The 26,726-nt window shown below is 63.3% G+C and carries 30 protein-coding genes; 15 read left to right on the top strand and 15 right to left on the bottom strand.

The features are described 5' to 3' along the window. Window positions 1-220 precede the first annotated feature (220 nt). Window positions 221-592, top strand: coding sequence for a hypothetical protein (locus ODI_RS06030; protein ID WP_067759393.1), 372 nt, complete (start codon window positions 221-223; stop codon window positions 590-592). A gap of 9 nt (window positions 593-601) precedes the next feature. On the opposite strand, the gene ODI_RS06025 is transcribed toward ODI_RS06030, so the two are convergent. After that, the gene (locus tag ODI_RS06025; protein WP_067759396.1) at window positions 602-823 is read right to left on the bottom strand and encodes a hypothetical protein; all 222 of its coding nucleotides are present in this window, start codon (window positions 821-823) and stop codon (window positions 602-604) included. Window positions 824-990: 167 nt separating this feature from the next. Here ODI_RS06025 and ODI_RS06020 point away from each other — a divergent pair, with 167 nt between their 5' ends. The 9 genes from ODI_RS06020 to ODI_RS22225 all read left to right on the top strand — a co-directional run bounded on the left by ODI_RS06020 (window position 991) and on the right by ODI_RS22225 (window position 5,763). After that, window positions 991-2,076, top strand: coding sequence for a hypothetical protein (locus ODI_RS06020; RefSeq protein WP_098020856.1), 1,086 nt, complete (start codon window positions 991-993; stop codon window positions 2,074-2,076). Then, the gene (locus ODI_RS06015; protein ID WP_098020855.1) at window positions 2,066-2,389 is read left to right on the top strand and encodes a hypothetical protein; all 324 of its coding nucleotides are present in this window, start codon (window positions 2,066-2,068) and stop codon (window positions 2,387-2,389) included. Before ODI_RS06020 ends, ODI_RS06015 begins: the two co-directional genes overlap by 11 nt. Next, the gene (locus ODI_RS06010; RefSeq protein WP_098020854.1) at window positions 2,386-2,796 is read left to right on the top strand and encodes an HNH endonuclease signature motif containing protein; all 411 of its coding nucleotides are present in this window, start codon (window positions 2,386-2,388) and stop codon (window positions 2,794-2,796) included. The genes ODI_RS06015 and ODI_RS06010 overlap by 4 nt, the downstream gene beginning before the upstream one ends. Continuing rightward, window positions 2,793-3,188: a hypothetical protein gene (locus ODI_RS06005; protein WP_098020853.1), complete on the top strand. Its 396-nt coding sequence runs from the start codon at window positions 2,793-2,795 to the stop codon at window positions 3,186-3,188. The genes ODI_RS06010 and ODI_RS06005 overlap by 4 nt, the downstream gene beginning before the upstream one ends. A 2-nt stretch (window positions 3,189-3,190) precedes the next feature. Next, window positions 3,191-3,424, top strand: coding sequence for a hypothetical protein (locus ODI_RS06000; RefSeq protein WP_067757062.1), 234 nt, complete (start codon window positions 3,191-3,193; stop codon window positions 3,422-3,424). Between the two features lie 23 nt (window positions 3,425-3,447). Then, entirely contained in the window at window positions 3,448-3,654 is a 207-nt protein-coding gene (locus ODI_RS05995) for a DUF4224 domain-containing protein (protein ID WP_067757060.1), read from the top strand. Continuing rightward, window positions 3,651-4,685 (top strand): site-specific integrase, encoded by a 1,035-nt coding sequence (locus tag ODI_RS05990; protein WP_231968207.1) that lies wholly within the window; start codon window positions 3,651-3,653, stop codon window positions 4,683-4,685. Before ODI_RS05995 ends, ODI_RS05990 begins: the two co-directional genes overlap by 4 nt. A 521-nt stretch (window positions 4,686-5,206) precedes the next feature. Further along, window positions 5,207-5,470, top strand: coding sequence for a hypothetical protein (locus tag ODI_RS22230; protein ID WP_074046833.1), 264 nt, complete (start codon window positions 5,207-5,209; stop codon window positions 5,468-5,470). A gap of 143 nt (window positions 5,471-5,613) precedes the next feature. After that, window positions 5,614-5,763 (top strand): hypothetical protein, encoded by a 150-nt coding sequence (locus ODI_RS22225; RefSeq protein WP_157929725.1) that lies wholly within the window; start codon window positions 5,614-5,616, stop codon window positions 5,761-5,763. 111 nt (window positions 5,764-5,874) lie between these two features. Here the strand turns inward: ODI_RS22225 and ODI_RS05985 are convergent, their stop codons facing one another. The 3 genes from ODI_RS05985 to ODI_RS22220 all read right to left on the bottom strand — a co-directional run bounded on the left by ODI_RS05985 (window position 5,875) and on the right by ODI_RS22220 (window position 7,326). Further along, the gene (locus ODI_RS05985) at window positions 5,875-6,429 is read right to left on the bottom strand and encodes a PIN domain-containing protein (RefSeq protein WP_269460527.1); all 555 of its coding nucleotides are present in this window, start codon (window positions 6,427-6,429) and stop codon (window positions 5,875-5,877) included. Window positions 6,430-6,458: 29 nt separating this feature from the next. After that, complete coding sequence (locus ODI_RS05980) at window positions 6,459-6,854, bottom strand: DUF1090 domain-containing protein (RefSeq protein WP_067757054.1); 396 nt, start codon at window positions 6,852-6,854, stop codon at window positions 6,459-6,461. Window positions 6,855-6,969: 115 nt separating this feature from the next. Beyond that, complete coding sequence (locus tag ODI_RS22220; protein ID WP_067757051.1) at window positions 6,970-7,326, bottom strand: hypothetical protein; 357 nt, start codon at window positions 7,324-7,326, stop codon at window positions 6,970-6,972. Window positions 7,327-7,395: 69 nt separating this feature from the next. Here ODI_RS22220 and ODI_RS22615 point away from each other — a divergent pair, with 69 nt between their 5' ends. Beyond that, the gene (locus tag ODI_RS22615; protein ID WP_269460526.1) at window positions 7,396-7,527 is read left to right on the top strand and encodes a putative periplasmic lipoprotein; all 132 of its coding nucleotides are present in this window, start codon (window positions 7,396-7,398) and stop codon (window positions 7,525-7,527) included. Window positions 7,528-7,725: 198 nt separating this feature from the next. On the opposite strand, the gene ODI_RS05970 is transcribed toward ODI_RS22615, so the two are convergent. The 4 genes from ODI_RS05970 to ODI_RS05955 all read right to left on the bottom strand — a co-directional run bounded on the left by ODI_RS05970 (window position 7,726) and on the right by ODI_RS05955 (window position 13,258). Continuing rightward, entirely contained in the window at window positions 7,726-9,054 is a 1,329-nt protein-coding gene (locus tag ODI_RS05970) for an MFS transporter (protein WP_162292289.1), read from the bottom strand. Window positions 9,055-9,513: 459 nt separating this feature from the next. Further along, the gene (locus ODI_RS05965) at window positions 9,514-10,287 is read right to left on the bottom strand and encodes an iron-containing redox enzyme family protein (RefSeq protein WP_157929724.1); all 774 of its coding nucleotides are present in this window, start codon (window positions 10,285-10,287) and stop codon (window positions 9,514-9,516) included. A gap of 996 nt (window positions 10,288-11,283) precedes the next feature. After that, a complete protein-coding gene (locus tag ODI_RS05960) occupies window positions 11,284-12,501 on the bottom strand; it encodes a threonine ammonia-lyase (RefSeq protein WP_067757042.1) in 1,218 nt (405 codons plus the stop codon). Between the two features lie 31 nt (window positions 12,502-12,532). Next, complete coding sequence (locus ODI_RS05955; protein ID WP_067757039.1) at window positions 12,533-13,258, bottom strand: hypothetical protein; 726 nt, start codon at window positions 13,256-13,258, stop codon at window positions 12,533-12,535. 195 nt (window positions 13,259-13,453) lie between these two features. Here ODI_RS05955 and ODI_RS05950 point away from each other — a divergent pair. Next, a protein-coding gene (locus ODI_RS05950; RefSeq protein ID WP_098020852.1) for an IS3 family transposase occupies window positions 13,454-14,808 on the top strand; the annotation gives its coding sequence in 2 pieces (ribosomal slippage) (window positions 13,454-13,910 and window positions 13,910-14,808; 1,356 coding nt in all). A 71-nt stretch (window positions 14,809-14,879) separates the two neighbouring features. Here ODI_RS05950 and pnp read toward each other — a convergent pair. Beyond that, the gene (pnp, locus tag ODI_RS05945) at window positions 14,880-17,036 is read right to left on the bottom strand and encodes a polyribonucleotide nucleotidyltransferase (protein WP_067750337.1); all 2,157 of its coding nucleotides are present in this window, start codon (window positions 17,034-17,036) and stop codon (window positions 14,880-14,882) included. Window positions 17,037-17,305: 269 nt separating this feature from the next. Next, complete coding sequence (gene rpsO / locus ODI_RS05940) at window positions 17,306-17,575, bottom strand: 30S ribosomal protein S15 (RefSeq protein WP_067750339.1); 270 nt, start codon at window positions 17,573-17,575, stop codon at window positions 17,306-17,308. A 280-nt stretch (window positions 17,576-17,855) separates the two neighbouring features. Here rpsO and ODI_RS05935 point away from each other — a divergent pair, with 280 nt between their 5' ends. Both ODI_RS05935 and ODI_RS05930 read left to right on the top strand, forming a co-directional pair. Further along, window positions 17,856-18,392, top strand: coding sequence for a hypothetical protein (locus ODI_RS05935; RefSeq protein WP_067750341.1), 537 nt, complete (start codon window positions 17,856-17,858; stop codon window positions 18,390-18,392). 72 nt (window positions 18,393-18,464) lie between these two features. Further along, window positions 18,465-18,986 carry a hypothetical protein gene (locus ODI_RS05930; protein WP_067750342.1) on the top strand — a complete coding sequence of 174 codons (522 nt, stop codon included), beginning with the start codon at window positions 18,465-18,467 and terminating at the stop codon, window positions 18,984-18,986. 84 nt (window positions 18,987-19,070) lie between these two features. On the opposite strand, the gene pssA is transcribed toward ODI_RS05930, so the two are convergent. The 5 genes from pssA to ODI_RS05905 form a co-directional block, all read right to left on the bottom strand. Next, window positions 19,071-19,838: a CDP-diacylglycerol--serine O-phosphatidyltransferase gene (gene pssA, locus ODI_RS05925; RefSeq protein ID WP_067750344.1), complete on the bottom strand. Its 768-nt coding sequence runs from the start codon at window positions 19,836-19,838 to the stop codon at window positions 19,071-19,073. Window positions 19,839-19,845: 7 nt separating this feature from the next. Next, window positions 19,846-20,529, bottom strand: coding sequence for a phosphatidylserine decarboxylase (locus ODI_RS05920; protein ID WP_067750346.1), 684 nt, complete (start codon window positions 20,527-20,529; stop codon window positions 19,846-19,848). A gap of 241 nt (window positions 20,530-20,770) precedes the next feature. After that, entirely contained in the window at window positions 20,771-21,811 is a 1,041-nt protein-coding gene (gene ilvC / locus ODI_RS05915; protein ID WP_331716319.1) for a ketol-acid reductoisomerase, read from the bottom strand. 23 nt (window positions 21,812-21,834) lie between these two features. Beyond that, complete coding sequence (gene ilvN / locus ODI_RS05910; RefSeq protein WP_067750349.1) at window positions 21,835-22,326, bottom strand: acetolactate synthase small subunit; 492 nt, start codon at window positions 22,324-22,326, stop codon at window positions 21,835-21,837. A gap of 10 nt (window positions 22,327-22,336) precedes the next feature. Next, a complete protein-coding gene (locus ODI_RS05905) occupies window positions 22,337-24,055 on the bottom strand; it encodes an acetolactate synthase 3 catalytic subunit (RefSeq protein WP_067750350.1) in 1,719 nt (572 codons plus the stop codon). A gap of 410 nt (window positions 24,056-24,465) precedes the next feature. On the opposite strand from ODI_RS05905, the gene ODI_RS05900 reads away from it, so the two are divergent. Beyond that, entirely contained in the window at window positions 24,466-26,712 is a 2,247-nt protein-coding gene (locus ODI_RS05900) for an FUSC family protein (protein WP_067750351.1), read from the top strand. Window positions 26,713-26,726: the final 14 nt, after the last annotated feature.

Genomic DNA, 26,726 nt, shown 5'->3' with positions numbered 1-26,726 from the left:
CTCGCAAGTACTCAGCGTCCCAGCTAGCCGTGCTGGCGGTTGCTTTCCCTGCGTCGATGCACGAGTTGACCGCAACACGAGTTTCATACGTCAACCCGAGATAAATCGCCGTGGCGATGAAAACGCCGCTAATCAGCACGGCCCCAGCCAATTTCGTTACCGCATCCATAACGTCTCCCATTGTGCGAGGCGATCGTACCCCAACCCTACAGAGGTAGCCATGAGCGCATTTTGTGTGTTCGGTATGACCCTGCCTGCCGCCACGAAGATGGCAGAAACGCGTTTCGATAAAGCCTGGGACCGTATGCCCAGGTCCGAGCGCAACGAGTTCACCAAGGAAGACCAGGCAGCCTGGGTCAAGGCCGAAGCGGAAAAGATCATGGCCGAGGGCGGGGTGCGCCAGGTTAGCCCCCCCTTCGACGCCCCCGCCTTCGCCAACGACTGGATCGAACTCGCCAAGCGCACGGCAGGCGCACGTCGCTGCCGCGTGATGTGCCGCGGCGACAAGCGCGACAAGGACGGCAATGTGATCTTCAGCAAGACCACCTTGAGGCCGGTGCAGGGCTGGGTGCCCTACATCGGCGCGATGTGAGGGCCGGCCCTACACCGACTGCACACGATCAACGGCCTCGGTGATCCTCTTCACCACCTCGGTCTTGCAGGCTGATTTGGTGATGCCCGCCCCGCTCTTGTCGCCGGAGTCCATGGCAACCGCGCGCGCCTTGGAGAGCAGATCAGACAGATCATAACCCTGCTGTTTTGCTGCCATCAAAAGGCAGTCCAACGCGTATTGCAGAACGGCTTTTCCATCGATTTCTTTCATCAGATTTTTCTCCTCATTTTGAGATTTAAAGGGTGTCGAAACACTCGACCCGCGAATAGTAGGGCCGGAAATTTCTGTGAAAAAGCGAAAAGAATTCCCCTCCAAAAATCGTGTGTGAACACATCGGGCGCCTGCCGCCGCTGCACCACTGAAAAAAGGAAAGCAGCATGACCACCCCCACCCCTGAATCCCAATCCTCCCTCCAGGCCCAGGCCAGCGCACCGGCAGTGTCGCCGAGTACCGATTCCGATTGGTGCCCGCGACAGAACGCACAGCACCTGCTGCGCAACCCTCAACTGGCCATCGAGACGTTCGGCTACGAATGGGCCGCAGATGTCGTTCGTGGCCTGCTGGAATCCTCTACTCCCCCGGCAGCACTCGACCAGCAGGCCAATGCATGGCAGGCGGTATGCCAGGCACTGGACGAATGCGTGCCGGAATGGTGCGAGGGCTCAGGCGTAGGCCAAGACATGGCAGTTGCGGCCATCCGTGCGATGGCCCGCCACGGTGCGCAGCCTGCCGCCCTCGTCGTCACGGCAACGCCTGACCCGCGCGGGGTGCACGTCGCTGTCCACCAGGGACAGCACTGCGTACACGCCGAAGTGGTGGCGCAGCCTGCCGCGAGCGCGGAGCCGTTGGCCGTGCTGCGCTACGAGCGTGCCACGCCCGGACGCGAGAACGAGATGCCGCGTGTGCTGTCCTGCAACAGGCTTCCGGACGGCGAATACCGTGTCTATCTCTCCCCCGTTGCCGCCCAGGCCCGGCCCACCGAGAAATGTGGAGTTCTGCCGCCACTTCCTCCGTATTCCGATGCGCTGCTTGCGAAAGCGCCTACCGCCATCGAGAAATTCGTGGCCGACCACGAGCCCGCAGGTGATGACGACGAGCCTTTTCGGACCCAACTGGAGGCGGCATTGCAACAGGCATTTGACCTGGGACTCGCCGCCCAGGCCAGCGGGCAGGCGCAGGACGCAGTGGCGCACCAATTCAGTATCGAGGGCGTGGTGCATTTCAAGCGCTCCGACCCTGCGGAACAGGTTTGCGTCTGCTGCCCGCAGGGTGGAGGGCACATTTTCAGCCGTGGCGTGCATTGGGACGCCTGGGAAACCGGGTATCCCGAGCACTTCGGCAACGGCGCGAATGTGCTGGTGATGCGCCATGCCACAGACCTAAACGCGAACGAAGGGAAGCGCGTCCGTCTCACGGTGGAAGTGCTCGACGCCGCGCGCCAGGAGAACGGCAATGCTGCCTGATATCCCCCTGCCGCCAGACCATCACCTCACAACCCCGGACCGCGAGCGCAACATGGTGACGATCAGGCACCACCTGAACGGCACCCCGGCAGTGTGGTGCGACCCGGAAATCGCGGACCTGGTGGACGCGCTCAACAACGGTGCGCTCGCCACTATCGCGTCGTGCTCGGGCCACGGAGAATCACCGTTCGGCTCCATCATCCTCTCGGACGGGCGCGAGCTGCTGGTGTTCCAGGACCGGGAAACCTCGCGCCGGGCGGCCAGCATCCTGATCAATGCCGCGCGCCAGGAGAGCAAGGGAGGCGAAGCATGAGCAGCCCTTGCATTGAATGGACCGGGCGCCGAGACGACTGCGGCTATGGGCGCGTTCAGGCGGGCGGCCGCTCCGTCGGTGCTCACCGGCTGGCATATGTCAGAGCAAACGGGCTTTTCCTTGATGACATCAAGGGCCTCGTCGTCATGCACAAGTGCGACAACCCGTGCTGCCACAACCCGGACCATTTGCTGCTAGGCACGAAAGGCGACAACAACCGAGACCGGGCTGCCAAGGGGCGCAACGCGATATCGGAACGGCGGAAGCTCAGCAACCAAGAAGCAGAGGCCATCCGAGCCGCCTACATCCCCAACAACAGGGACCACAGCCAGAGAGCGCTAGCAAAGAGATATGGCGTCACCCAACGCGTCGTCCTGCGGATCGTAAAGGGAGTGAACTACAAATGATCAAAGACATTCAACTGCCCGAAAGCGACTTGTGGGCTGTGTTCCACGGCGCGGCTCTGTATGGGATTTACTCCAGCCCCGCCGATGCCCAGACAGCCATCGACGTGGTGCCCAAGACCCGGGGGCCATCGGCGCTGTATACCGCCGATCAGGTGCGCGCCGCCGTTCTCGCTGATCGGGAGGGGCGGCAGCAGTGGCAGCCTATCGAGACGGCGCCGAGGGATGGCAGCACAATCCTGTTGCGCGGCAAAGGGGATCACCGGATCGCCGATGGCTACTGGTTGCAGGCAGCCTATAACGGGAATGGCGCATGGGTATGGCCCTACGTCCATAGCGAGCCCGTGACGTGGATGCTTGTGCCCGCCGACGCCCAGCGCGCCAAGGAGGAATGACCATGCAGCAATACCTGCCCATCCTGGCTCTGCTGGTCGTCGCAGGGTGCGCTTTCAGCCTCGGCTGGATGATCGGGCTCGCACATCGCAAACCCCACCGCGAAATCGAACGCCTCGAAAACGCGATTGTCCGCGCCCGCTGGGCTCTCGCTCGCGCCGTTACCCGCGACCCGGCCCTGCAGGCCGATTACGACGCGCTGGACGCTGTCCAAATCAAGGCTCGCCCCCGAAAATAATCCGACCATCGCAAGGAGGACGCATGTCTGAATTTGCCGAGGATGATGACCTCTTCGCGATCACCGGCTACCGGCGCGCGACCGAGCAGCGCAAGGTGCTGGACGAAGAAGGCATCCCCTACAAGCCCCGAGGCACCAAAACCCTGGTCCTGAAGATCCACGTCCGCGCGTGGTTCGAAGGCGCCCCCATCCGCCGCCACGCCGAGCCCAACATGGGCGCCATCACATGACAGGAAAATTCCCGCACTTCCGCCACCACAGCCGCAAGCGCAAGAATGGCAAGGTGGTCACGTATTACTTCTACGACAGACGGGGCCAGGGCGAGCCCGATATCCCACTGGGCACCGACTACGACCAGGCGCTGGCCAAGTGGAAGGAAATTCGATTCGACGCGCCGCGCATCGCCGGCACGATCGAAGAGGCTTTCAAGGCCTGGGAACTGGACGAAAAATCCGGCCTGCTGTCCTACGCCAACAAGGGCACGCGCGATGGCTACAAGAAGCAGCTGCGACGCATCCGCCCAGTGTTTGGCCCTGCCACCTGGGAATCGGTCCAGTTCATCCATCTCACGACCTACCTGGATCGCCGGTCCGCCAAAACGCAGGGCAACCGCGAAATGTCGCTGCTCCAAGTCATCTGGAACTGGGCTCGGAAGAAAGGCTACACCGCGTGCACGTGGCCAGCGGCTGGTATGGAACGGTCACGCTGGAAGAACAAGGAGAACGCGCGAGAATTCGAAGTTACCGACATGATTTTCACGGCCGTCTATCTCGCTGGGGACCAAGTGCTGCAGGATGCCATGGACGTGAGCAGCGCCACGGGCATGCGCCTCCAGGACACCATATCGGTGATTTTGCCCATGGACGAAATGCTCCGCCTGCGTGCGAGCAAGACCAAAAAGAAAGCCGACTTTGACCTGTCGCTGTCGGCAGTGCTGCCCAGTCTCATCGCACGGCGCCGGTCCATCAAAGCCGACCACCTCATGCTGGTCTCGACCCCCACAGGCAAGCGGGTCTCGTACAACATGCTGCGCGACCGCTGGGAATTTGCCCGGGAGTGGGCGGCGCTGAACATGGATGCCGCGGGCGAGGACGAATTGGCGGCCGAGATTCGCGCCATGTTCCTGCGCGACATGCGAAGCTACGCGAGCGACCAGGCAGAGACGGACGAGGAAGCGGCCAAACTCCTTCAGCACAGTTCCATCAACGTCACCAGGAAGCACTACCGGAACAGGCCTACAAGGCTGAAAGTGGTGCGGTAAACGCGTTCCGCATTGGGGTTTCGTCCCCGTGGGGATAAAGGGAAAAAATGCGGAACAAATCGCCTGGAAACCCTCGCCGATCCTAGAGTTTTACCAGGGACTTAAAATCTCCCGACCTCAGGTCGTGCCGGTTCGAGTCCGGCCTCGGGCACCAGGCGATGCCTTGCGCTCGTGCCCGCCCCAGGCTGCGCTTCGGCTTGCGGCATCCACTGCGGGCTATCCAGGCCTGGCAGCCGTGGACGAAAAACGACGCTGTCACACGCGCTGCCTTGACGCCTCGCCCACCCGTGGCCTACCATCCGGGCTCTTGCTGCCATTGCACCAAGCTTGTCCACGCAATCATTCATAAAAGAAATGCGTGTGACGTTCCGCCAGGCCACCCCGACACGCGTCGCCCGGACTGGTCCTTGAACCGCTGCCCGCCAGGGCCTTCGCATGCGGTCACAATGCGCCCGACACGATATCCGCCATCACGCATGGCGCCAATACGTCTTTGCGCCGACTTATCCAAGCCATAAATTTTGAAGAATATTTTTCCTGACCAACTGATCCAGCCCTCGACCCAAGACACCTCTCCTCGCGATATCCACGTCGGTGACCGCGTCACCCTGAAGCTGGCCGATGGCGCTTCGATCACCACCACGGTGAACCTTGCCATCGCCCTGTTCGGTTGCACGACTTATACCGGTGAAACGGAGATTGCCCAGGCTCGCGGTCGAGCCCCTTCCACCCCCGCGCGTGTCCGTTTCCGCTGGCAGGACGTGCATCACGTCGAACCCCGCTGAAAAGCTGCATCCGCGCCCTGAATGCGTAGATGTATCCATACTCGTCACAGCACAAGCCGGTTTCAAATGAGTGCTAGGACATCACTCTCGACAGGCGCAATCTGGCTACGTGGCAACCGGCCACGCTCCTATCGAGGTGCATCATGCCCAATCCGAACGCTCAGCAGCCCAACAAGCCTGACAACAAGCCGCAACAGAACGATCAGGATCCGCAGCGCAAACCGGGAAGCAACGCGCCGCCGCCCGCTGGACAACCCGGCAACAAGGGCCAGCCGGATCAGCGTCGCCCCTGATGGGGCCTTGGCGACTGGCCGTCCATCAGTCCCCCTGTCCGCGTCAGCCAGTTTGACGCGGTCACCGTCAGGCCCCGTGAGTCCCGCGTGTGGTGGCCGCCCTGTCAGGCGTCAAGCCGGCGCGGCCAGGGCCTGCAGCCGATAAAGACGTTCCCGCCGTAATGCCTCCCGCAGCGGCTGCGGCGTGCCGCCCAACGACGCCGCATCCTGCGCGATCGTCTCGCAGGCCAGGGCAAGCTGCGTCGCATCCTGCTGCCAGCGTTCGGACAGATACCGATCCGGGTCCAGCGCACGCAAGCCCATGCGGCGCAATTCGGAACGGTTGAAGTCCTTCAGGTTCCACGTCAGGATCGCCACGTTTTCCGCGCTGGCGCCTTGCGCTGCCCGCGCGGTGGCAATGACGTGCCAGTCCTTCGCATCGCTGTACTTCAAGCCCTGCTCGAAGCCCTGGGCGTCGCCGCAATCCGCCAACGGAAATCGGCGCTGCATGTCGGCCCACTCATCGGCCAGGCGCTGCGGATCGATCTGCCAGATGCGCGCCGCATTGCGCCGCCATTCGTCGCCGATACGCTCGCTCCAGACTGGCTGGAATGCCCCTGCCTCGGCCAGCCGCAGCATCAGCCGGCGCACGATGCCCGACATCAGCACGCAGGCATCCAGCACCACATGCGTGGCGGCGGGTGTTGCCAGCGCGCTCAGGGCTGCGCCTGCTCGCGGCGCGCCTCGGCCAGCTCGGCCTCGGCGTCCATCAGCTTGCGCTCGGCCTTGGCGATGTCTTCGCGGTCGCCGTCAGCGCGCTCTTCCTGCAGTTCGCGCTGGCGCTCGGCAACCTTCTCTTCTTTTTCGCGCACACGTTCGTCACGCTCGGCCTTCAGGCCGGCATCGGTGCAATTGGCGCTGGCCTCGGACAGGGCCTTCTGCAGGCCATCGGCCTTGCGCGTGTTGTTCTCGGCGCGGGCGCGATCCAGTTCGGCGCGAATGCCATCGATCTTGGCCTTGCAACCCATGGCGGGTTCGGCTTGCGCGGTCAGTGCGCAGGCGCCCAGCAACAGGGTCACCGCCGCGCGGGGAAAAAGATGGGTCAGGGTCATGATGGGAAATCCTTGCGTTGACGAATCAGCCGGTATTAAGCCACCAGTAACGGCATCGCGCCAGCCGCGTGCCGCGGACGGTCATGCATGCGAGGCTTGCTACAAAACATGCCCATCAAATATAAAAAGTAAATTCGAACTTGCCGTGAGTCTTCATGCTGCGTGCCCGCCTGCTGTTGATCGCTGCCTTGCTCGCCATTCCTGGCGCAGCGTCTGCCGCGAATACCCCCTGCTCCGGCAGCAAGGGCGGCATCTCGCATTGCGAAGGAGAGACCTTTGTCTGCAGGGACGGCTCGGCCAGCGGCAGCAGGAAATCCTGCCCGGCGGTGTTTGGCGGCGCTTCAGCCAGCCCCGCGCGGGCGCTGCGGGCTCGGCCTGGCAGCGTCGACACCCAGGGCTGCGCCTGCAGCCAGAACACGTATTGCACCGGCCCGCGCGGCGGGCGGTATTGCTTGACCAGCACGGGCAGCAAGCGCTACTTGCGCAAATGAGACCCGTGCCAAGTCCTGTTCCCGTTAATGCCTCTTCCTGGAGATCCGTGATGAAGACCACCCTGCCTTTCTTCCTGTGCGCCGTCGTCCTGGCTGGCTGCGCGAAGCCTGCGCCGTCGCCGGTGGTGATTCCTTCCGAAACGCAGGTGAAGCAGGGGACCGCGGAGCCGGTGAAGAAATAGTGGAGGCCCCACTGGGGCGCGGCGTCACTGGCAAGAGGTAGTGATCTTCTGGTTGTCGTGCTGCCACTTGGCCACATCGCCAGTGATTCAGGGTTCCAAGCGGGGGTGGTTCAAGGGGCACGGCGCCGGCCTCCCGCAATGGTTTGAAGCGCGTAAGCCGCCACGCCTGGGTCAGCAGGATGGTTCGGTTGATAAGACTTACTCAACCCAGCCTGCAGTTTTTTCCGCCGGTGGTAGCTCTCTGGCGAACAAGAAACAGAATATCGCACATAACACGGCTGAAATCCCGGTCATTATTTGAATGCCAGTCGCCCCGCCATTCGTCCACAGCATCGAGACAATCGCCACGCCTACCGCGCTTCCCAGCTGGCGTGCGGCATTTAACATGGCAGCACCTGAACCGGAGTCCTGACTCGGAAGGTCGGCCATATAGCTGGCAGTCATGGCCGTAACGACTACGCCTATGCCCAAGCTGACGACGATGGATCCAAATAAAAGGCTGACATAGGGCGCAGATGGGAGAGTGCCGCATAAGAAAGCGTAACCGACACAGGCGATGCCCAGTCCCAGCGCGATTGAGAAAGGCCCTCCAAACTTTGCCGCCACCCGGCCGCCAACGACGTTGCTGATTGACACGAAGACTGCATAGGGAACCAGCAGCAGGCCGGTCTCAATGGGCGACAATCCCAGCCCTATCTGTCCAAATAGAGATACCCCCAAAAGCAGGGAGTATATGCATGCGTTTATCGACAGGCCGAGCAACAGTATGCGCCTACATCTGAAACTCCAATCTCTGATCCTCAAAAATACTGGCTTGGGTAATTTCCTCTCTATGTGAACAAGAAAGAGGGTGACTACAATGGAGCCGAGCCCGCAGGCGAGCGCTAAACGATACTCGCGGGCGGTCAACAGTATGAATGTGATAGCCCATCCCAATAAACCTGCGATGGCGATGGCGTGATTCCAGTAGTCATGCGCCTCACTCCGGTCCTTTTTTTCATCGACAGCATCATTGCCGTACTCTCTTATCGTTATCACGGCAAACAAGGCAAGGGGGATGTTGATGAGGAAGACTCCCCGCCACAGCCCGGCCTGCGAGAATGCGGCGCCGATAAGCGGCCCGACGGTTAATGCAACGCCTCCTGCGGCCATCCACCAACCAATGGCTTTCGTTCTGGCTTCAGGTGAGTCGGCGCCGTATCTATTGATAAGCGCGAGGGCGCTGGGAATCAGAAATGCTGCGGAGACGCCCTGAACGGTGCGGAAGAAAATCAGCGTATTGGCGGAATATGATAAGGCGCACCCCATCGATGCGGCTGCGAATGCAATCATCCCTGCGCGAAAGGTCTGTCCATGTCCGAATCGATCGCTGATGGTTCCGGCCAGGAGCAGCAGTGTCGAGAATGCAAGAGCGTACGCGGTAATGATCCATTGGGTCTTGGAAAGCGGACTCGAAAACTCCTGGCCAAGCGCGACAAGGCTGACGTTGACAACCGAATTGTCAAGTTGCGTAAGAGCGAAAGCCATGCTTGTGGCCAACACAAACTTGCGTTCCAAAGCCATAGTACAGGTCGCTTTATCCGTTTAGTGCGCTACTCGGGTACTGATAGACGCCCTACTGCATAACAAAAAAATTCTTCCAACCCTAGGCGCTGAGCACCTAAATCTAAACCTGAAATCTTGGACTCAAAGTAATGTAGGCCAGTGAAGTTTCATCTCGGCGCTACCAACTGAAGCCGATCGGTAAAGCCAGTTGAACCAGTTGAAACGACGCTTGCCAACTCACAGAGGCCAAGCAGTGCCTAACTCCTCCTGGCGCCAGCGCATTCAATGCGTGCAGTTTTCTTACCCCTAATTTCTGAACCCGGCCCGCCCGGGCTCCTGCCCCAGGAAGCGTGGATCTGCGAGTCAGTACGCTGCCCTTATAGCCGGAATGCGGCCTCTTCCGTACCTGCATCCGGCTCAAATCAACGTCCGTGACGCGTTCTAATGCGCGACTATCTCTTTATGCAGCTGATCCCAGAAGTCACCTAGAAGATCAATGAACGTGTTGTAGCCATACTCCAGCTCAGCTAGATCCTGGTCGTTCGCGCATGATCGCACTGCGGTGATTATGCTCTGTTCTTTGTGCTCTTTTTCAGCCCATCCGATGTGGATGTAGAGATACTCACACAGGTCGTGGAACTCATCGAGTTCGTATGCCTGCATATACTGCCGAAATCCTTCGTATAGCATTACGAACTGAGTGTATGCGTGCCACTCTTGAGCCAAGATTGCTCCGTTAGCACAGGGGGCGCTGCGGACGCACAGTTCGAGGCTCTTTGTCGTAAGGGCACTCGTGGCCGGAAGCAGGACAGTGGTGGAGGGGTCCACATTCTTGAAAGGATGACCCGCGTTCTTGGTGAGAAGTCCATCCAGCCAACGTCGCAGAACGAAAATGTGGACGCCATCCAGGTGTCCGCCGCCCAACTCATCGCGGATGTTATGCAGAATCTCAATGCGCGAGATCAGATCCTTGGTTGCAACGAATGTCATTGCCAAGCGATCTACTGTGGGTGCGATCCAGTGATAATAGTTATCGGCAAAGATCTCCAACTGCGTCGGGTTGAGCTTTTCTTTCATCCATAATTTGTAGAATTCGTTATCGAGCGCCCGGCTTTTATAAACTTGATTTGCCAGTATCGACACATGCTGGAGATATATTTCCTGCGCTTGCTTAGAGTCGGAGGCTGGGACAGGGATTTCGGTGACAGTGTTCACGGTGAACTCCAAATATGAAATGGGCTACAACATTGGGCACCTCTTCAAGACTTCACAAATTTCTGGATCAAGGTGCGGGGTGCGGATCCGACGACATCTCGATGAATATATTTCTCGATGCTCGACAATTTGCCATTTTTTTCAAACCGCAACAAAGCTGACCGAGGACTGACGAAATACTGACTTGGAACTGACTCCTCGCCATTAATTTTCATTATCTTGGAGCATGACGCCAGTTTTCGTGCAGGGTTGCACCATGACGGCGCAGGCCTGCTGAGTTCGGTACAGCTCGGATATGAAAATCCGAAGTGAAGGCGCTCTTGCTTTATGGCGACTGTCGTGGCTGCCGTAGGTTAGAGAGTTTAGAAACAACCTGAGCGGCACTCAGGCTCACAGAAAGATCTCGAAGCCGGCCGTCGCACGAGTGTTCGACCGCGACATCTCACCGGCCTACGCCGCCACAATGCTGTCGGGTACACGACCGCGCGGCAGGGCGCCTCTTCAACTGCCACGCCTAGAAAGCCCTATCTCTGTCCGTGTACGAAGCGACCGCCAGCCGCGTATAGGCAGGGCCCACCCTGGCGGCGCTCCCGGCGCGATCACGTACTTTCTCCGTAGCCTGCAGGTGGCTGACCAGAGCGCCAGTTTTGGCCCGGCGATATGGCCGCCCCCTTGTGGGCCGATTTCCGGGTGGAGTGGCGCGCTGAGTGGCCAACAAGCTCGTTGAGTCCTCACCAAGTACGTGGCCGAAAACGTGGTGGCGGCCGGCTCATCCCCGCTCGCGCGGGGAACACGCGCGACCTATTCACCGAAGGCAACGAAGGCGTCGGTTCATCCCCGCTCGCGCGGGGAACACTTCCTTTCGCTTCCCGCCGTCTTGCGCGACCGCGGCTCATCCCCGCTCGCGCGGGGAACACACTTAAATCAACCCACTGATTTTTAAAGAAAAAACTCAACCCAAAAAATCCACCAACCTTTCAACCGAAAAAAACACCCTCAATGATCATGCCGCCCTGCCACGAACCCCGCGGCATTCAGGCGGTCGATCACCTCCCGCACATGGTCATGCCCGCGCGCCTGGATGACGAAATCCACTTCCACCGTCTGCACCGGCAGCAAGGTGAACGCGCGCTGGTGATGCACCTCGGCCACGTTGGCCTGCGCCTCGGCGATGATGGACGTGGCACGCGCCAGCGCGCCCGGCAGGTCGCGCAGGTCCACGCGGATGCGGGCCAGGCGTCCGGCGCGCACCATGCCGCGCTCGATCAGCTCGCCCAGCATCAACGGGTCGATGTTCCCGCCCGACAGCACCAGCGCAATGCGCTTGCCGCGATAGCGCTCGTTGCCCTGCTCGTGCGCGTGCAGCAGCGTGGCCAGCCCGACGGCGCCCGCGCCTTCGACCACGGTCTTTTCGATTTCCAGCAGCATCACGATGGCGTGTTCGATATCGCTTTCCGTGACCAGCTCGATGCGGTCCACGCGCTGGCGCACCAGCGCCTTGGTCAGCTCGCCCGGCGCCTTGACCGCGATGCCTTCGGCAATGGTGTATTGGCCCGGCTCCGGTGAACCGCCATGACGGTCGGCATGCATGGCGGGGTAACGCTCGGTCTGCACGCCGACGATTTCGATGCCGGGCTTCAAGGCCTTGGCTGCCGTGGCGATGCCGCCAATCAGCCCGCCGCCGCCCACCGGCACGATGATCACATCCAGGTCAGGGCGCGCCTCCAGCATTTCCAGCGCGACGGTGCCTTGCCCGGCAATGACGGCATCGTCATCGAAGGGATGGATCAGCGTCAAGCCACGCGATTCGGCCAGCGACAGGCCGTGCGTCTTGGCGTCGTCAAAGGAGTCGCCCGCCAGCGCGACCTCGGCCCCGAAGCGGCGCGTGTTGGCCACTTTCACCGTGGGCGTGAAGCGCGGCATGACGATGACCGCCGGGACGCCCATGCGCTGCGCGTGATAGGCCACGCCCTGCGCGTGGTTGCCGGCCGACACGGCGAGCACGCCCTGGCGACGTTCTGCCTCGGACAGGGCCAGCATACGATTGAGCGCGCCGCGCTCCTTGAAGGAGGCCGTGAACTGCAGGTTCTCGAACTTCAGCCAGACCTCGGCATGCAGGATGTCCGAGAGCGTGCGCGAATGCGAAAAGGGTGAGTTCAGGACCTGCCCGGCCAGCCGCGCACGGGCGGCCTGGACATCGGCGAGTTCGATCATGGTGGAAGGCTCCTGAAGACAAAAATAGGGATCAGCGCACAGGCAGGAAGGAAAAGAACATCAGCCCCTGCGCGTAGTTGATGCCGACGCGGCGGCTATTCTCGCCCAACAGATTGGCGATGAGGTCCAGCCGCCCGACCAGCGCGCCGAACTCCCGCTCGAAGCTGAGATTCACCGCAGTGTCGCTGATCTCGTTGGCAAGCAGCAGGGGCTGCTTGGACTCGTCCTTGCGCGTGGCCAACAACCATGCCGCCGCCTCGACGTTGCGCGCGGCGTTATAGACACGCTGGCCGTCGAGCATGTCCGAGACATAGAAACGGGTCTTGCCGCCATGCGCCGTGATGATCGTATCGGACAGGCCGAAGATGAAGGCGGCCACGCGGTCACCGCGGTAGGCCGGGTCCAGCGAAACGGCAAGGATCTGGATGTCGCGCAAGCCCTGCAGGCCCGCGGGCGGACGGCCGGCGGCCATGGCGTCGCGCACGCGCTTGACCGCGGTATCGAAGTCTGGCGCGCCGCCCTTGCGCCATTCGCGTGGATTCCGGCGATAGAGCTTGTCCAGCAGGCTGTTCAGGCCAGCCTGGTTGTCGCGCATGGCGATGGTGACGGTTCGGTTGAAATCGGTCTGGCCGAACTGGTCGGCGGACATTTTCTCGGTGCGTGGCGAACCGCCCGAAGACGGCGCGGACGGCGGGCTGGCGCAAGCGCCCAGGGCAAACATTGCCAAGGCAAAGATAGCCAGGTTGCGCCGCGTCATGCCATGGTCCGTCCATCTCCGTGGTTGACGCCCGGACCTGCGGCGCGGGCGCCGCTGGTTCCAGACATCGGTCTGGGCAAGACTTTACCGCAAGGCGGAAGACCTGCGCCGCCATGACCGTCAAACAATGAAAAACGGCGCCCGATGAACTGACCCCCGAAAGTTGGACGAAATCCAATCTTCGGGGGTTTTTGCATGGCGAAGTACGACGAGCGTTTCAAGCTCAAGGTAGTGAAGGAGTATCTGTCAGGATCGGGGGGATCGAAGACGGTGGGCGCCAGGCACGGTCTTGGTCACGCCACAGTCAGGCGGTGGGTAAGTAGCTATCGAGAGCACGGGGTGTGCGGCCTGCGTCGCAAGGGCGCGAGCTACGACGCGGCATTCAAGCTGCAGGTGCTCAATCGGATGTGGCGTGAGGGGTGGTCTCTGACGCAGACGGCGGCAGCATTTGATATTCGCTCGGCGAGCCACATTGGTAGGTGGGAGCGTCAGTATCATGAGGGTGGAAATGAAGCCCTTGAGCACCGTCGGCGCGGATGCAGAGCCATGTCAGATCAGTCAGTAAAACCGTCAGGGCCCACAGCCCCAGAGCAGAAAACCCTTGAGGAGGTGCTCAAGGAAAACGAGTACCTCCGAGCGGAGAACGCCTACCTAAAAAAGCTCGATGCCTTGATCCAGCAAAAGAGGGCGGCAGCGCAGAAAAAGCGCAGTTGATCGCTGGGTTGAGGCAAGAGCATCGCGTAGGTGTGCTGCTGGCAGTCGCAGGACTCTCGCGCAGCACGTTCTACTACCACTTGAAGGCGCGGGGCGTGGCAGACAAGTCTGCGGGGCTCAAGGCCAGGATCAGTGCCGTCTATGCGCGCCACAAGGGCCGCTACGGCTACCGACGCATCACGGCCGCGCTGCGCCAGGCCGGCCAGTGCGTGAACCACAAGACGGTGCAGAAGCTGATGCGGGCGTTGGGACTGAAGTCCTTGGTGCGGCCGAAGAGGTATCGCTCGTACCGAGGCGAGGTAGGCCGCGTGGCGCCGAACGTGCTGGCGCGCCAGTTCGAGGCCGACCGTCCGAACCAGAAGTGGGTCACCGACGTGACGGAGTTCAACGTGCGCGGCCAGAAGCTGTATCTGTCGCCGGTGATGGACCTGTACAACGGTGAGATCGTGGCCTACGAGACCAGCGAGCGTCCGTTGTTCGGGCTGGTGGGCAACATGCTCAAGAAGGCGATGCGCCGCCTGTCGCCGGGCGACCAACCGCTGCTGCACTCGGACCAGGGCTGGCAGTACCAGCAGCCCAGCTACCGGCGCATGCTGGCCGATCGTGGCCTCACGCAAAGCATGTCGCGCAAGGGCAACTGCCTGGACAACGCCGCCATGGAGAGCTGGTTCGCCACGCTCAAGACCGAGTGCTTCTACCTGAACCGCTACGACAGCATCGACCAGCTACAGAAAGCCATCGGCCAGTTCATCCACTACTACAACCACCAGCGTATCCGGCTCAAACTAAAAGGCCTGAGCCCGGTGCAATACCGAACTCAGGCCTTGGCCGCCTGACCTTTTAAACTGTCCAACTTCTGGGGGTCAGTTCACGAAGGCGCCGTTCCTGCCTACAGCGATTGCAAACCTCAGGCTTGCGGTTCGCCTTGCGGCGCGGCTTCGGCCGGAGCGGCGGCGCCGCCCTGGGCTTCGATGCCGCCGATGGCCTTGACCGACAGGCGCAGACGGCCCTTTTCATCGGCTTCGATCACCTTGACGCGCAAGGCCTGGCCGACCTTCAGCACGTCGTTGATGTTGGCGATGCGGTAGTTGGCGATCTCCGAGATGTGCAGCAGGCCATCACGGCCCGGCAGCACTTGCACGATGGCGCCAAAGTCCAGCAGGCGCAGCACCGAGCCGTCATAGACCTGGCCGACTTCGACGTCGGCGGTCAGGTCGGTGATGCGGCGCTGGGCTTCGCGGGCGCGATCCAGGTCGGCGCTCGAGATGACGATGGTGCCGTCATCCGAGATGTCGATCTGCGTGCCGGTTTCTTCGGTCAGCGCGCGGATGGTGGCGCCGCCCTTGCCGATCACGTCGCGGATCTTCTCGGGGTTGATCTTCATGCTGAGCATGCGCGGCGCGAACGTCGAGAGCTCGGTGCGCGAACCATCGAGGGCTTCACGCATCTTGTCCAGGATGTGCAGGCGGCCATCACGGGCCTGGGCCAGCGCGACCTGCATGATTTCCTTGGTGATGCCCTGGATCTTGATGTCCATCTGCAGCGCGGTGATGCCGTTGACGGTACCCGCCACCTTGAAGTCCATGTCGCCCAGGTGATCTTCGTCACCCAGGATGTCCGTCAGCACGGCGAACTTGCCCTGGTCCAGGATCAGGCCCATGGCGACGCCCGCCACGTGATCCTTGACCGGCACGCCCGCATCCATCATGGCCAGCGAACCGCCGCAGACCGAGGCCATCGACGACGAGCCGTTGGATTCGGTGATTTCCGACACCAGGCGGATGGTGTACTGGAAATCTTCCGGGGCCGGCAGCAGCGGCACCAGCGAGCGCTTGGCCAGGCGGCCGTGGCCGATTTCGCGGCGCTTGGGCACGCCCACGCGACCCGTTTCGCCGGTGGCGAAGGGAGGCATGTTGTAGTGCATCAGGAAGCGGTCACGGTACTCGCCCATGAGCGCGTCGATGATCTGCTCGTCCTGCTTGGTGCCCAGCGTGGCAACGACCAGCGCCTGCGTTTCACCACGGGTGAAGAGCGCGCTGCCGTGCGCGCGGGGCAGCACGCCCAGGCGAACGCTGATGGGACGCACGGTGCGGGTGTCGCGGCCGTCAATGCGGGGCTCGCCCGACAGGATCTGGCCACGCACCAGCTTGGCTTCCAGGTCGAACAGGACGTTTTCCACGGCCACGGTGTCGACCTTCTGGCCTTCCGGCGCCTGGGCGGCGACCTTGGCCTGCACGTCGGCGTAGACTTCACGCAGCTTGGTGGTGCGGGCCTGCTTTTCGCGGATTTGATAGGCGGCGGTCAGGCCTTCCTGCGCAGCGGCGGTCACCGACGCGATGAACGACTCGTCGCGCGGCGCGGGCTGCCAATTCCATTCCGGCTTGCCGGCTTCGGCAACCAGGTCATGGATGGTGTTGATGACGACCTGTTGCTGCTCGTGGCCGAAGACCACGCCGCCCAGCATCACTTCCTCGGACAGTTCGCGGGCTTCCGACTCCACCATCAGCACGGCGGTTTCAGTGCCGGCGACCACCAGGTTCAGTTGCGAATCCTTCAGTTGCGAGGCGGTGGGGTTGATGACGTACTGGCCGTCCAGGTAACCCACGCGCGCGGCGCCGATCGGGCCGTTGAAGGGGATGCCCGAGATGGCCAGGGCAGCCGAGGCGCCGATCATGGCGGCGATGTCGGGGTCGATTTCGGGGTTGACGGACAGCGTGTGGATGATCACCTGCACGTCGTTGTAGAACCCTTCGGGGAACAGCGGACGCAGCGGACGATCGATCAGGCGCGAGGTCAGGGTTTCCTTTTCCGAAGGCTTGCCTTCGCGCTTGAAGAAACCACCGGGGATACGGCCGGCGGCGTAGGTCTTTTCGATGTAGTCGACCGTCAGCGGGAAGAAGTCCTGGCCAGGCTTCGGCTTCTTGGCGGCAACGACGGTGGCCAGCACCACGGTGTCCTCGATGGACACCAGCACGGCGCCAGAGGCCTGACGGGCGATTTCGCCCGTTTCCAGCACGACGGTGTGCTGGCCGTACTGGAACGATTTGCTGACTTTGTTGAACATGTCGGAGATTCCTTGCAGTGGGAAAAGGCCCTTGCGCGGCGCGATCTGCTCGCTGCGCCCCGCGAGGGCACTTTCATCTGGGGTGGCCCTGAAACAACATAATGCCCCCATGCGGCGCCTTCGGCTTGCAGTCCCCCCGAAGGGGCTGCTTTTTGCCTTGGGACGGCCCGGCGGACAAAAAAGCCGTGGCCGATGCAACACAAGCTGCATCGGCCACGGCTGACATCATGGGGTACCGGCCCCTGGGGTACCGGCTCCGCAGGTACCGATCACTTGCGCAGACCGAGCTTTTCGATCAGCGAGCGGTAAGCGTCGGGATTGCGGCCCTTCAGGTAATCGAGGAGCTTGCGACGGCGGCTCACCATGCGCAGCAGACCGCGGCGCGAGTGGTGATCCTTCATGTGCGTCTTGAAGTGGCCGGTCAGCTCGTTGATGCGAGCCGTCAGCAGCGCAACTTGCACTTCGGGGGAACCCGTGTCGCCCTGAGCGCGTTGGAACTGGGTAACGATGTCGGATTTCTTGATATCGGCAACAGCCATGATAAACCTCTGATAACGTGCGACAGGGCCGAGGCGCCCGGTCGTGAGTGGAATGAAACGCTTGGAACAAAAGGGGCAGGAAGACTGCCCAAACTGATCAACCAAACTGCTTTTTACGAAAACCGGGCACTAAACCCGCAATGCATGAACGGGCTCTGGAACACTTCCGAGCCCGGTCAAGCTGAAAATTATAGCTGATTCGCTAGAATGATTCCCAGGCACCCCGACAGGCCGTGGCAGCACCGCGACGCCGCCCCGGGGCGCAGGAGATTCCACCCAGATGAAAACCCCGACTTTCACCGTCTTCCGCCGCGCAGGCCTCGCCGCCTCGGCCCTGCTGCTGGCAGCCTGCTCGACCACCGACCACGTCTCCCCCGACGCCACGGCCGCCGAGCTGCAGGAACGCTTCGGCAACCCCACCGTCACCTGCCCGCTGCCCGACGGCGGCGAGCGCCGCGTCTGGTCGCGCCAGCCTGACGGCCAGTTCGCCTGGGCCAGCATCAAGGATGCGGAAGGCAAGGAAGGCCCGCTGCAACAGATGCTCAGCGACGCCGGCTTTGCCCAGCTGCAGGGCGGCTACTGGCCCGCCGAGAAGATCCGCTGCGAGTTCGGCCCGCCCGCCGAGATCAAGGAGATCGGCCACGGCAATGCGCGCCAGGTCGTGTGGAGCTATCGCTTCCGCCACGCCAATGCCTGGGACTCCCTGATGAACCTGTACATGGGCCCCAAGGGCGACGTCCTGCGTCGCTCGAGCTTCATCCAGGATCCACGCGGCATGAACAGCGGGGAAGGCAACGCGACCGGCAGCAGCGACTGACGGCCGGGCCTCATACTTCAAGCTCGCGGCGCGCAACGGCGCTGCCGCTTACGCAAGGCCAAGGAGACGACCATGGCACGCTCACGCTCTTCCCTCCCACGCTTGGCCGCCGCCGCCCTCGCGCTTGGCGCGTTGGCCGGCTGCGCCAACATCGACACGGTCGCGCCCGGCACCCCTGTCGATGCCGTCACGCAGAAATACGGCGCCCCCACTTCCAGCTGCCCCTTGCCGGGCGGCGGACAGCGCCTGGTCTGGTCGCAACAGCCCCTGGGCCAATACGCCTGGGGCACGAACACGACGGCCGACGGCCGGGTCGGCCCCATCGAGCCCATCCTGACGGACGAAGCCTTCCGCCGGCTGGACACGGGCGAATGGAGCGCCGAACGCGTCCGCTGCGAATTCGGTCCGCCCGCCGAGGTCCGCGAGGTCGGCATGCAATCGGTGCGGCAGGTCACCTGGGCCTATCGCTATCGCGAGAGCGGTGTCTGGAACTCGCTCATGTACCTCTACATGGGCGCCGACGGCACGCTGCTCAATCGCCGCCACCCCGGCCCCGATCCGATGTACGAGGATCGCGGCGACAACCGGGACTGAGACATCCCCGCGCAGCCGTGACGCATGACGAAAAACCCGGCCTGTGGCCGGGTTTTTCGTTGTCTTGAGCCGCTTGGCTATCCATCAGGCGTCGATGCGGCGTTCCTGTTGCAGGCGGCGCACGCGGTTCCAGCGCCACAGCCACTGCACCCAGCCCGACAGCCCATAGATGACGAACAGGCCGAAGAGCACGAGGGGAGGATCGCTGGAGACGAAGACGAACACCGCCACCACCAGCAGGATGCCCCAGAACGGCACGCTGCGGCCCAGCGCGAACGACTTGCCGCTGAAGAACGGCGCGTTGCTCACCATGGAAACGCCGGCATAGAGCGTGAGCGCGAACGCCGTCCAGGCCAGCAGGCCATCCTGCATCGGGAATTTGTTGTCGACGGCCAGCCAGACGAAGCCGGCCACCATCGCGGCCGCGGCGGGACTGGGCAGGCCCTGAAAATACCGCTTGTCCACCACGGCGATGTTGGTGTTGAAGCGGGCCAGCCGCAGGGCAGCCCCCGCCACGTAGACGAACGCCGCCAGCCAGCCCCAGCGGCCCAGGCCATGCAGCGACCATTCATAGATCACCAGCGCCGGCGCCACGCCGAACGACGTCATGTCGGACAGCGAGTCGTATTGCTCGCCGAAGGCCGACTGGGTGTTGGTGAGGCGCGCCACCCGGCCGTCCATGCCGTCCAGCACCATCGCCGCGAAAATGGCGATGGCGGCCGCCTCGAACCGGTCGTTCATGGCCTGCACGATGGCGTAGAAACCCGCGAAGAGGGCCGCCGTCGTGAAGGCGTTGGGCAGCAGGTAGATGCCGCGGCGCAGCTTCTCTTCACGCAAACGCAGATCACCCATCGCCGGATCAGCCTTGCTGCACGGGCGCGGCGGCAGCGGCGGCCGGCGCGAGGTCGGCCAGCACCGTGCTGGTGGCGCTGACCTTGTCGCCCAGGGCCACGCGCGGACGCGAGGCGGGCGGCAGGTAGACGTCGACGCGCGAACCGAAACGGATGAAGCCATAGCGCTGGCCGCGGGCCAGCACGTCGCCCGGCTGCACGTAGCAGAGAATGCGCTTGGCGACCAGGCCAGCCACCTGCGTGGCGGTGACCACGTGGCCGTCGGGCGTGTGGATGACCATGGCGTTGCGCTCGTTCTCCAGCGACGCCTTGTCCAGCGCGGCGTTGAAGAAACGGCCCGGGAAATATTGCACGTGCGTCACCGTGCCGTCGACCGGGGCGCGGTTCGAGTGCACGTTGAAGACATTCATGAACACGCTGATCTTCAGCGCGTCGCGATCGGCATAGGGGTCGCGCACGTGCTCGACGGCGACGATGCGGCCATCGGCGGGCGACAGCACCGCGGTGGTGGAGTCCGGGGCGAGCCGGGGCGGATCGCGGAAGAACTGGAGGACGAAGATCGCGATGATCCACAGCGGGATCGCGGCCCAGGCGGTCCAGAACGACGCCAGCACGGCCAGTGCGAGCGATCCGGCGACGAACGGCCAGCCTTCGCGGGCAATGATGGGGTGGGGGTAGGCAGGTTTATTCATAGACGAAAGGTTAACCGAAAGCAAAAGCGCGCGGTGCCGGCCGTACACAGAACAAACCCGAAGGCCCTCCCCTGTCTCCCATGCTGTCTACGCCCCGCCCGCCCCCTGCTCGACCGGCTCCGGCAGGCGCAGGACGTCAGCTCGCACAAAAAAAAACGCCCGCACATGGCGGGCGTCCCCTGGGGGCAAAGTCCGCCTGCCGGTCGAGCCGGGCAGGCGGCGATGCTTCCGGTGGTACTGATCAGTTCTTGCTTTGGTCGACCAGCTTGTTGGCGGCGATCCAGGGCATCATCGCGCGCAGCTTGCCGCCGACCTGTTCGATCTGCGACTCGGCGTTGATGCGGCGGCGCGAGGTCAGCGTGGGGGCGCCCGCGGCGTTTTCCAGGATGAAGCGCTTGGCGTACTCGCCGGTCTGGATGTCGGTCAGGCACTGACGCATGGCCTTGCGCGTTTCTTCCGTCACGACCTTCGGGCCGGTCTCGTACTCGCCGAATTCGGCGTTGTTCGAGATCGAGTAGTTCATGTTGGCGATGCCGCCTTCATAGATCAGGTCGACGATCAGCTTCAGTTCGTGCAGGCACTCGAAATAGGCCATTTCGGGGGCGTAGCCAGCGTCCACCAGCGTGTCGAAGCCCGCCTTGATCAGCTCGACGGTACCGCCGCACAGCACGGCCTGTTCGCCGAACAGGTCGGTTTCGGTTTCTTCGCGGAAGTTGGTTTCGATGATGCCGGCACGGCCGCCGCCGTTGGCGCTGGCGTACGACAGGGCCACGTCACGGGCGTTGCCCGACTTGTCCTGGTAGACGGCGACCAGGTGGGGCACGCCGCCGCCTTGCGAGTAGGTGCCGCGCACGGTGTGGCCGGGCGCCTTGGGGGCGATCATGATGACGTCGATGTCGTCACGCGGCACGACCTGGCCGTAGTGGACGTTGAAGCCGTGGGCGAAGGCCAGGGCGGCGCCGGCCTTGATGTTGGGGGCCACTTCGCTGCGGTAGACCTGGGCGATGGTTTCATCGGGCAGCAGCATCATGACGACGTCGGCGCTCTTGACGGCCGCGGCCACTTCTTCCACCTTCAGGCCGGCGTTGGCGGCCTTCTTCCACGACGCGCCGTCCTTGCGCAGGCCGACCACGACCTTCACGCCCGAGTCGTGCAGGTTCAGGGCGTGGGCATGGCCTTGCGAGCCGTAACCGATGATGGCAACGGTCTTGCCCTTGATGAGGGACAGATCGCAATCCTTGTCGTAGAAAACCTTCATGAACTTTCTCCTGGAAATTTGAATTTGGATTTTTTTGAATGAATGGATTAAAGCTTCAGCACCCGCTCGCCGCGCCCGATGCCCGAGACGCCGGTACGAACGGTTTCGAGGATGGCGCTGCGATCCAGGGCGTCGATGAACGCCTGGATCTTTTCCTGCACGCCGGTCAATTCGATGGTGTAGGACTTGTCGGTGACGTCGATGATGCGGCCGCGGAAGATGTCCGCCATGCGCTTCATCTCCTCGCGCTCCTTGCCCACCGCGCGCACCTTGATCAGCATGAGTTCGCGCTCGATGTGCGCGCCCTCGGTGAGGTCCACCACCTTGACCACGTCGACCAGGCGGTTCAGGTGCTTGGTGATCTGCTCGATCACGTCGTCCGAACCGACAGTGACGACGGTCAGGCGCGACAGCGTGGCATCCTCGGTGGGGGCCACGGTCAGCGTCTCGATGTTGTAGCCGCGTGCGGAAAAGAGGCCCACCACGCGCGACAGCGCGCCCGGTTCGTTTTCCATCAGGACCGAAATGACATGTTTCATGCTCGTGCTCCTACAGATCTTCCGAACCGAGCAGCATCTCGGTCAGCCCGCGTCCCGCCTTGACCATCGGCCAGACGTTCTCGGTGCGGTCGGTGAGGAAGTCGAGGAACACCAGCCTGTCCTTCTTCGCGAAAGCCTCGCGCAGCGCCGGTTCCACGTCCGAGGGCTTCTCGATGCGCAGGCCCACGTGGCCATAGGCCTCGGCCAGCTTGACGAAGTCGGGCAGCGAATCCATGTAGGACTCGGAATAGCGCGAGCCGTAATCGATCTGCTGCCACTGCCGGACCATGCCCAGGTAGCGGTTGTTCAGGCAGATGATCTTGGGCGTCAGGTGGTATTGCTGGCAGGTCGACAGCTCCTGGATGTTCATCTGGATCGAGGCTTCGCCGGTAATGACGGCGATGTCCTGGCCCGGATTGGCCATCTGCACGCCCATGGCGTACGGCAGGCCCACGCCCATGGTGCCCAGGCCGCCGGAATTGATCCAGCGGCGCGGCTTGTTGAAGCGGTAGTACTGCGCAGCCCACATCTGGTGCTGGCCCACGTCGGACGTCACGAAGGCGTCGCCGCCCGTCACCTTCCACAGCGTTTCCACCACGTATTGCGGCTTGATGAGCTCGTCGGACGGCGTGTACTTCAGGCAGTCCTTGCCGCGCCACGCATCGACCTGCTGCCACCAGCGCGTCAGCGCGGCCTGGTTGGCGCGCGGGGTCGCCGCCGTGGCTTCGTATTGGGCGATCAGTTCGACCAGCACGTCCTTGACGTTGCCGACGATGGGCACATCCACCTTCACCCGCTTCGAGATCGACGAAGGGTCGATGTCGATGTGGATGATCTTGCGCGGGTTCTGCGCGAAGTGCTTGGGATTGCCGATCACCCGGTCATCGAAGCGCGCGCCGATGGCCAGCAGCACGTCGCAGTGCTGCATGGCCATGTTGGCCTCGTAGGTGCCGTGCATGCCCGGCATGCCCAGGTAGTGGTGGTGGCTGGCGGGCAGCGCGCCCAGGCCCATCAGCGTGTTGGTGCAGGGCGCGTCCAGCAGGTCGACGACCTGCTGCAGCTCCGGCGCCGCGTCCGACAGGATGACGCCGCCGCCCGAATAGATCATGGGGCGTTCGGCGGCCAGCAGCATCTGCACGGCCTTCTTGATCTGGCCCTGGTGCCCCTTCACGACCGGCGCGTACGAGCGCATCGTGATCTCGCCGCGGGGCGGGGTGTACTTGCAGTGCGCCACGGTGATGTCCTTGGGGATATCCACCAGGACGGGGCCGGGGCGGCCGGTACGCGCAATGTGGAAAGCCTTGCGCATGGTTTCCGCCAGGTCCTTCACGTCGCGCACCAGGAAGTTGTGCTTCACGCAGGGGCGGGTGATGCCCACGGTGTCGCATTCCTGGAAGGCATCCTCGCCGATGGCGTGGGTGGGCACCTGGCCGGACAGGATCACCATGGGGATCGAGTCCATGTAGGCCGTGGCGATGCCGGTGACCGCGTTGGTCAGGCCCGGGCCGCTGGTGACCAGGCACACGCCCACCTTGTCCGACGCGCGCGAATAGGCATCGGCCGCGTGCACGGCAGCCTGTTCGTGGCGAACGAGGATGTGCTGGAATTTGTCTTGCTTGAAGATTGCGTCGTAGATGTACAACACCGCGCCGCCAGGATAGCCAAAGACGTGTTCCACGCCTTCATCGGCCAGGCAGCGCACGACGATGTCGGCGCCATTGAGTTCCATGAAATTCCTTTCATAACCGGCTCTGCCTTTTCGATTGCGGCCTGCCCGGATTGCGGCGGCAGCGGGAATCGCCACGGTGTCTGGTCGGATGCTCCGGCGCTTCGAGGTTCACGGAACCCCTCCACCCGGATACCCGGCCGACCCGTCGCGCGTTCGTCGAAAACGCATTGCTACTGGATCGAAACGGAAGCCTCGGCGCCAACGCTTGTGGCGGGGCCGGCGGCAGTAAGACTGGCGCATCTGCCCGGAGGATGGCCCGGGCACGTGGTTGCCAATGGCCGCCCGAAGAGGTACCCACGGACGGCAAGCTGCTGACTTTACCGCGCCGTCAAGTTATGAGCAAATGAAACTCGTGCATTCGCCCCCCGCCTCCCTATACTGTGCGGCATCCTTACCACGGCCCGCCGCACATGGAATTGCGTCTTTCGCACCTGCACCGCTTCGTCTACAGCCACTTCTTCTTCGGCGGCGTGCGGCAGGCGGTGGGCATGCTGGCCCCCGTGATGGTGCTGGGCGGGCTGTTCGACCAGATGGCGATCGGGCTCATCGCCACCTTCGGCGCCCTGTGCGTGGCCATCATCGACCAGCCGGGGCCGCACTGGCACCGCGCCAACGAGATGCTGGGCGGCAGCATCCTGGGGACGGCCACCGTGGCCATCACCGGGCTGGCCTCCTCCCACCCCATGCTCATCTGGGCTGCCGTGGTGGCCCAGTGCTTCGCGTTCTCCATGCTGTCCGTGTTCGGCCGCAAGGGCGGGCAGATCAGCTTCGCCTGCCTGCTGCTGATGAGCCTGACCATGCACTCGCCGCTGTCACCCGGCCAGGTGCTGCTGCACGCCACCGCCACCCTGGGCGGCGGCCTGTTCTACCTGCTCTTCAGCACGGTGGCCAGCCGGCTCTTCGGCCTGCGGGAGGAACAGCAGGCGCTGTCCGTGGCGCTCTTCGCCACCGGCGAATACATGGCGGCCCGCTCGGCCTTCTATGACGTCAACAACGACCTGGACGACTGCTACCGCAACATGATCCTGCGCCAGGCCACCATGACCGAGCAGCACCAGGCCGCCCGCGACATGGTGCTGCGCGCCCTGCCCCGCGGCGGCGGCGCGGGCGACCGCAGGCGCGTCATGCTGTGGAACCTGTTCTCGGACATGATCGCGCTGCTGGACACGATGATCGCCACGCACACCGACTATGCCCTGCTGCGGCGGGCGCTGGGCGACGCCGACGTGCTGCTCTTCGGCCGCGACGCCCTGCGCAAGATGTCGCTGGACCTGGACCACATCGCGCTGGCCGTGTCGCGCAACCGGCCCGCCGTGCACCGCAACAGCGTGAAGGCCGAACTGCGCGCCATCGAATACGAGCTGGAACAGTTGCGCCAGCAGGACTTTCCAGCCAGCAACCCCGAGGTCTATGCCGTGCTGGTGCAGGTGCTGCGCCGGCTGCGCAACGCGGCGCGCGTGGTGGACCGCCTGTACGAACACACCCGTGGCGCGGCCGACGCCGTGCCCGTGGGCTCGCTGCGCCTGGACAAATCGCTCACGCGCTTCCTGTCGCGCCAGCAATTCCGGGTGGGCATGCTGACCAGCAACCTGCGCCTGGACTCGCCGCACTGCCGCTACGCACTTCGGGTGACGCTGGCGGCCGCCCTGGCCATGACGCTGACCGCCTTCGTGCCGCAACTGCAGCCGCATGGCTACTGGATCGTGCTGACCGTGGTCATCATCATGAAGCCGGGTTTCGCCGTCACGCGCCAGCGCAACGGCTGGCGCCTGCTGGGCACGCTGATGGGCTGCGGCCTGGCGCTGGCCGCCTTCCACGCCACCGACAAGCCCAGCGTGCTGTTCGCCATCATGCTGGTGGCCTGCGTGCTGGGCAACAGCCTGGTGCTGGTGAACTACATGGCCAGCGGCGTCTTCAACACGCTCTTCGTGCTGCTGGCCTTCCACTTCATCTCGCCGGGCACCCTGGCCGTGGTGGGCGAGCGCGCGCTGGACACCGCCGTGGGCTGCGCGCTGGCGCTGGCCTGCAGCTACTTCCTGCCGTGGTGGGAACACCGCTACATGGGACCGCTGTCGCGCGCGGCACTGTCGGCCAACCGGGAATACCTGCGCAGCGGCCTGCGCTACGTCGGACAGATGCAGGCGCGCCACGCCCGGCAGGACGCCAGCGTGACGGCCGCGCCGGCAGAGTCCGGTTCCTCCGAAGTGGCCGCCAATCCCGCGGAGCTGCAAGAGGCCAACCTGTCCTGGCAGCTCTCGCGCAAGAACGTGCACGTGGCCTTCGCCAACATGGCCGAGGCTTTCTATCGGATGATGAACGAGCCTCGCTCGCGGCAGCAGAACGTGCCCGAGGTGAACAACCTGATGATCCAGAACCACATCCTGGCATCACAGATCGCGGCCGCCATGCCCATGCTGGCCGACCTGCCCGCCACGCCGCCCGGCATGGCGCAGATGCTGGCCCAGATCCAGGCGGTGCTGGACGGTGAACAGCCGGCGGACTCCCTGGCCAACATCACCATCGAGACCGACGGCGACCTGGCCGCGCTGGCCTATCCGCTGCGGCAGATGCAGAAGGCCGCGCAGATGCTGGTGAAGGAGCTGGGCGGGCTGGCCGATCCGGCCGGGCCGGTCCTGCCCGCCAGGCAGGCTGCCTGAGCGGCATCACGGCA

Source organism: Orrella dioscoreae (assembly GCF_900089455.2).
In the GTDB taxonomy this organism is placed as follows: domain Bacteria; phylum Pseudomonadota; class Gammaproteobacteria; order Burkholderiales; family Burkholderiaceae_B; genus Orrella; species Orrella dioscoreae.
This window is presented reverse-complemented; position numbering and strand designations above follow the sequence as displayed.

Excerpts from the sequence above, each read along its gene's own strand:
- ODI_RS06030 (WP_067759393.1), top strand. The coding sequence starts at position 221 with ATGAGCGCATTTTGTGTGTTCGGTATGACCCTGCCTGCCGCCACGAAG.
- ODI_RS06025 (WP_067759396.1), bottom strand. The coding sequence starts at position 823 with ATGAAAGAAATCGATGGAAAAGCCGTTCTGCAATACGCGTTGGACTGC.
- ODI_RS06020 (WP_098020856.1), top strand. The coding sequence starts at position 991 with ATGACCACCCCCACCCCTGAATCCCAATCCTCCCTCCAGGCCCAGGCC.
- ODI_RS06015 (WP_098020855.1), top strand. The coding sequence starts at position 2,066 with ATGCTGCCTGATATCCCCCTGCCGCCAGACCATCACCTCACAACCCCG.
- ODI_RS06010 (WP_098020854.1), top strand. The coding sequence starts at position 2,386 with ATGAGCAGCCCTTGCATTGAATGGACCGGGCGCCGAGACGACTGCGGC.
- ODI_RS06005 (WP_098020853.1), top strand. The coding sequence starts at position 2,793 with ATGATCAAAGACATTCAACTGCCCGAAAGCGACTTGTGGGCTGTGTTC.
- ODI_RS06000 (WP_067757062.1), top strand. The coding sequence starts at position 3,191 with ATGCAGCAATACCTGCCCATCCTGGCTCTGCTGGTCGTCGCAGGGTGC.
- ODI_RS05995 (WP_067757060.1), top strand. The coding sequence starts at position 3,448 with ATGTCTGAATTTGCCGAGGATGATGACCTCTTCGCGATCACCGGCTAC.
- ODI_RS05990 (WP_231968207.1), top strand. The coding sequence starts at position 3,651 with ATGACAGGAAAATTCCCGCACTTCCGCCACCACAGCCGCAAGCGCAAG.
- ODI_RS22225 (WP_157929725.1), top strand. The coding sequence starts at position 5,614 with ATGCCCAATCCGAACGCTCAGCAGCCCAACAAGCCTGACAACAAGCCG.
- ODI_RS05980 (WP_067757054.1), bottom strand. The coding sequence starts at position 6,854 with ATGACCCTGACCCATCTTTTTCCCCGCGCGGCGGTGACCCTGTTGCTG.
- ODI_RS22615 (WP_269460526.1), top strand. The coding sequence starts at position 7,396 with ATGAAGACCACCCTGCCTTTCTTCCTGTGCGCCGTCGTCCTGGCTGGC.
- ODI_RS05970 (WP_162292289.1), bottom strand. The coding sequence starts at position 9,054 with ATGGCTTTCGCTCTTACGCAACTTGACAATTCGGTTGTCAACGTCAGC.
- ODI_RS05960 (WP_067757042.1), bottom strand. The coding sequence starts at position 12,501 with ATGATCGAACTCGCCGATGTCCAGGCCGCCCGTGCGCGGCTGGCCGGG.
- ODI_RS05955 (WP_067757039.1), bottom strand. The coding sequence starts at position 13,258 with ATGACGCGGCGCAACCTGGCTATCTTTGCCTTGGCAATGTTTGCCCTG.
- pnp (WP_067750337.1), bottom strand. The coding sequence starts at position 17,036 with ATGTTCAACAAAGTCAGCAAATCGTTCCAGTACGGCCAGCACACCGTC.
- rpsO (WP_067750339.1), bottom strand. The coding sequence starts at position 17,575 with ATGGCTGTTGCCGATATCAAGAAATCCGACATCGTTACCCAGTTCCAA.
- ODI_RS05935 (WP_067750341.1), top strand. The coding sequence starts at position 17,856 with ATGAAAACCCCGACTTTCACCGTCTTCCGCCGCGCAGGCCTCGCCGCC.
- ODI_RS05930 (WP_067750342.1), top strand. The coding sequence starts at position 18,465 with ATGGCACGCTCACGCTCTTCCCTCCCACGCTTGGCCGCCGCCGCCCTC.
- pssA (WP_067750344.1), bottom strand. The coding sequence starts at position 19,838 with ATGGGTGATCTGCGTTTGCGTGAAGAGAAGCTGCGCCGCGGCATCTAC.
- ODI_RS05920 (WP_067750346.1), bottom strand. The coding sequence starts at position 20,529 with ATGAATAAACCTGCCTACCCCCACCCCATCATTGCCCGCGAAGGCTGG.
- ilvN (WP_067750349.1), bottom strand. The coding sequence starts at position 22,326 with ATGAAACATGTCATTTCGGTCCTGATGGAAAACGAACCGGGCGCGCTG.
- ODI_RS05905 (WP_067750350.1), bottom strand. The coding sequence starts at position 24,055 with ATGGAACTCAATGGCGCCGACATCGTCGTGCGCTGCCTGGCCGATGAA.
- ODI_RS05900 (WP_067750351.1), top strand. The coding sequence starts at position 24,466 with ATGGAATTGCGTCTTTCGCACCTGCACCGCTTCGTCTACAGCCACTTC.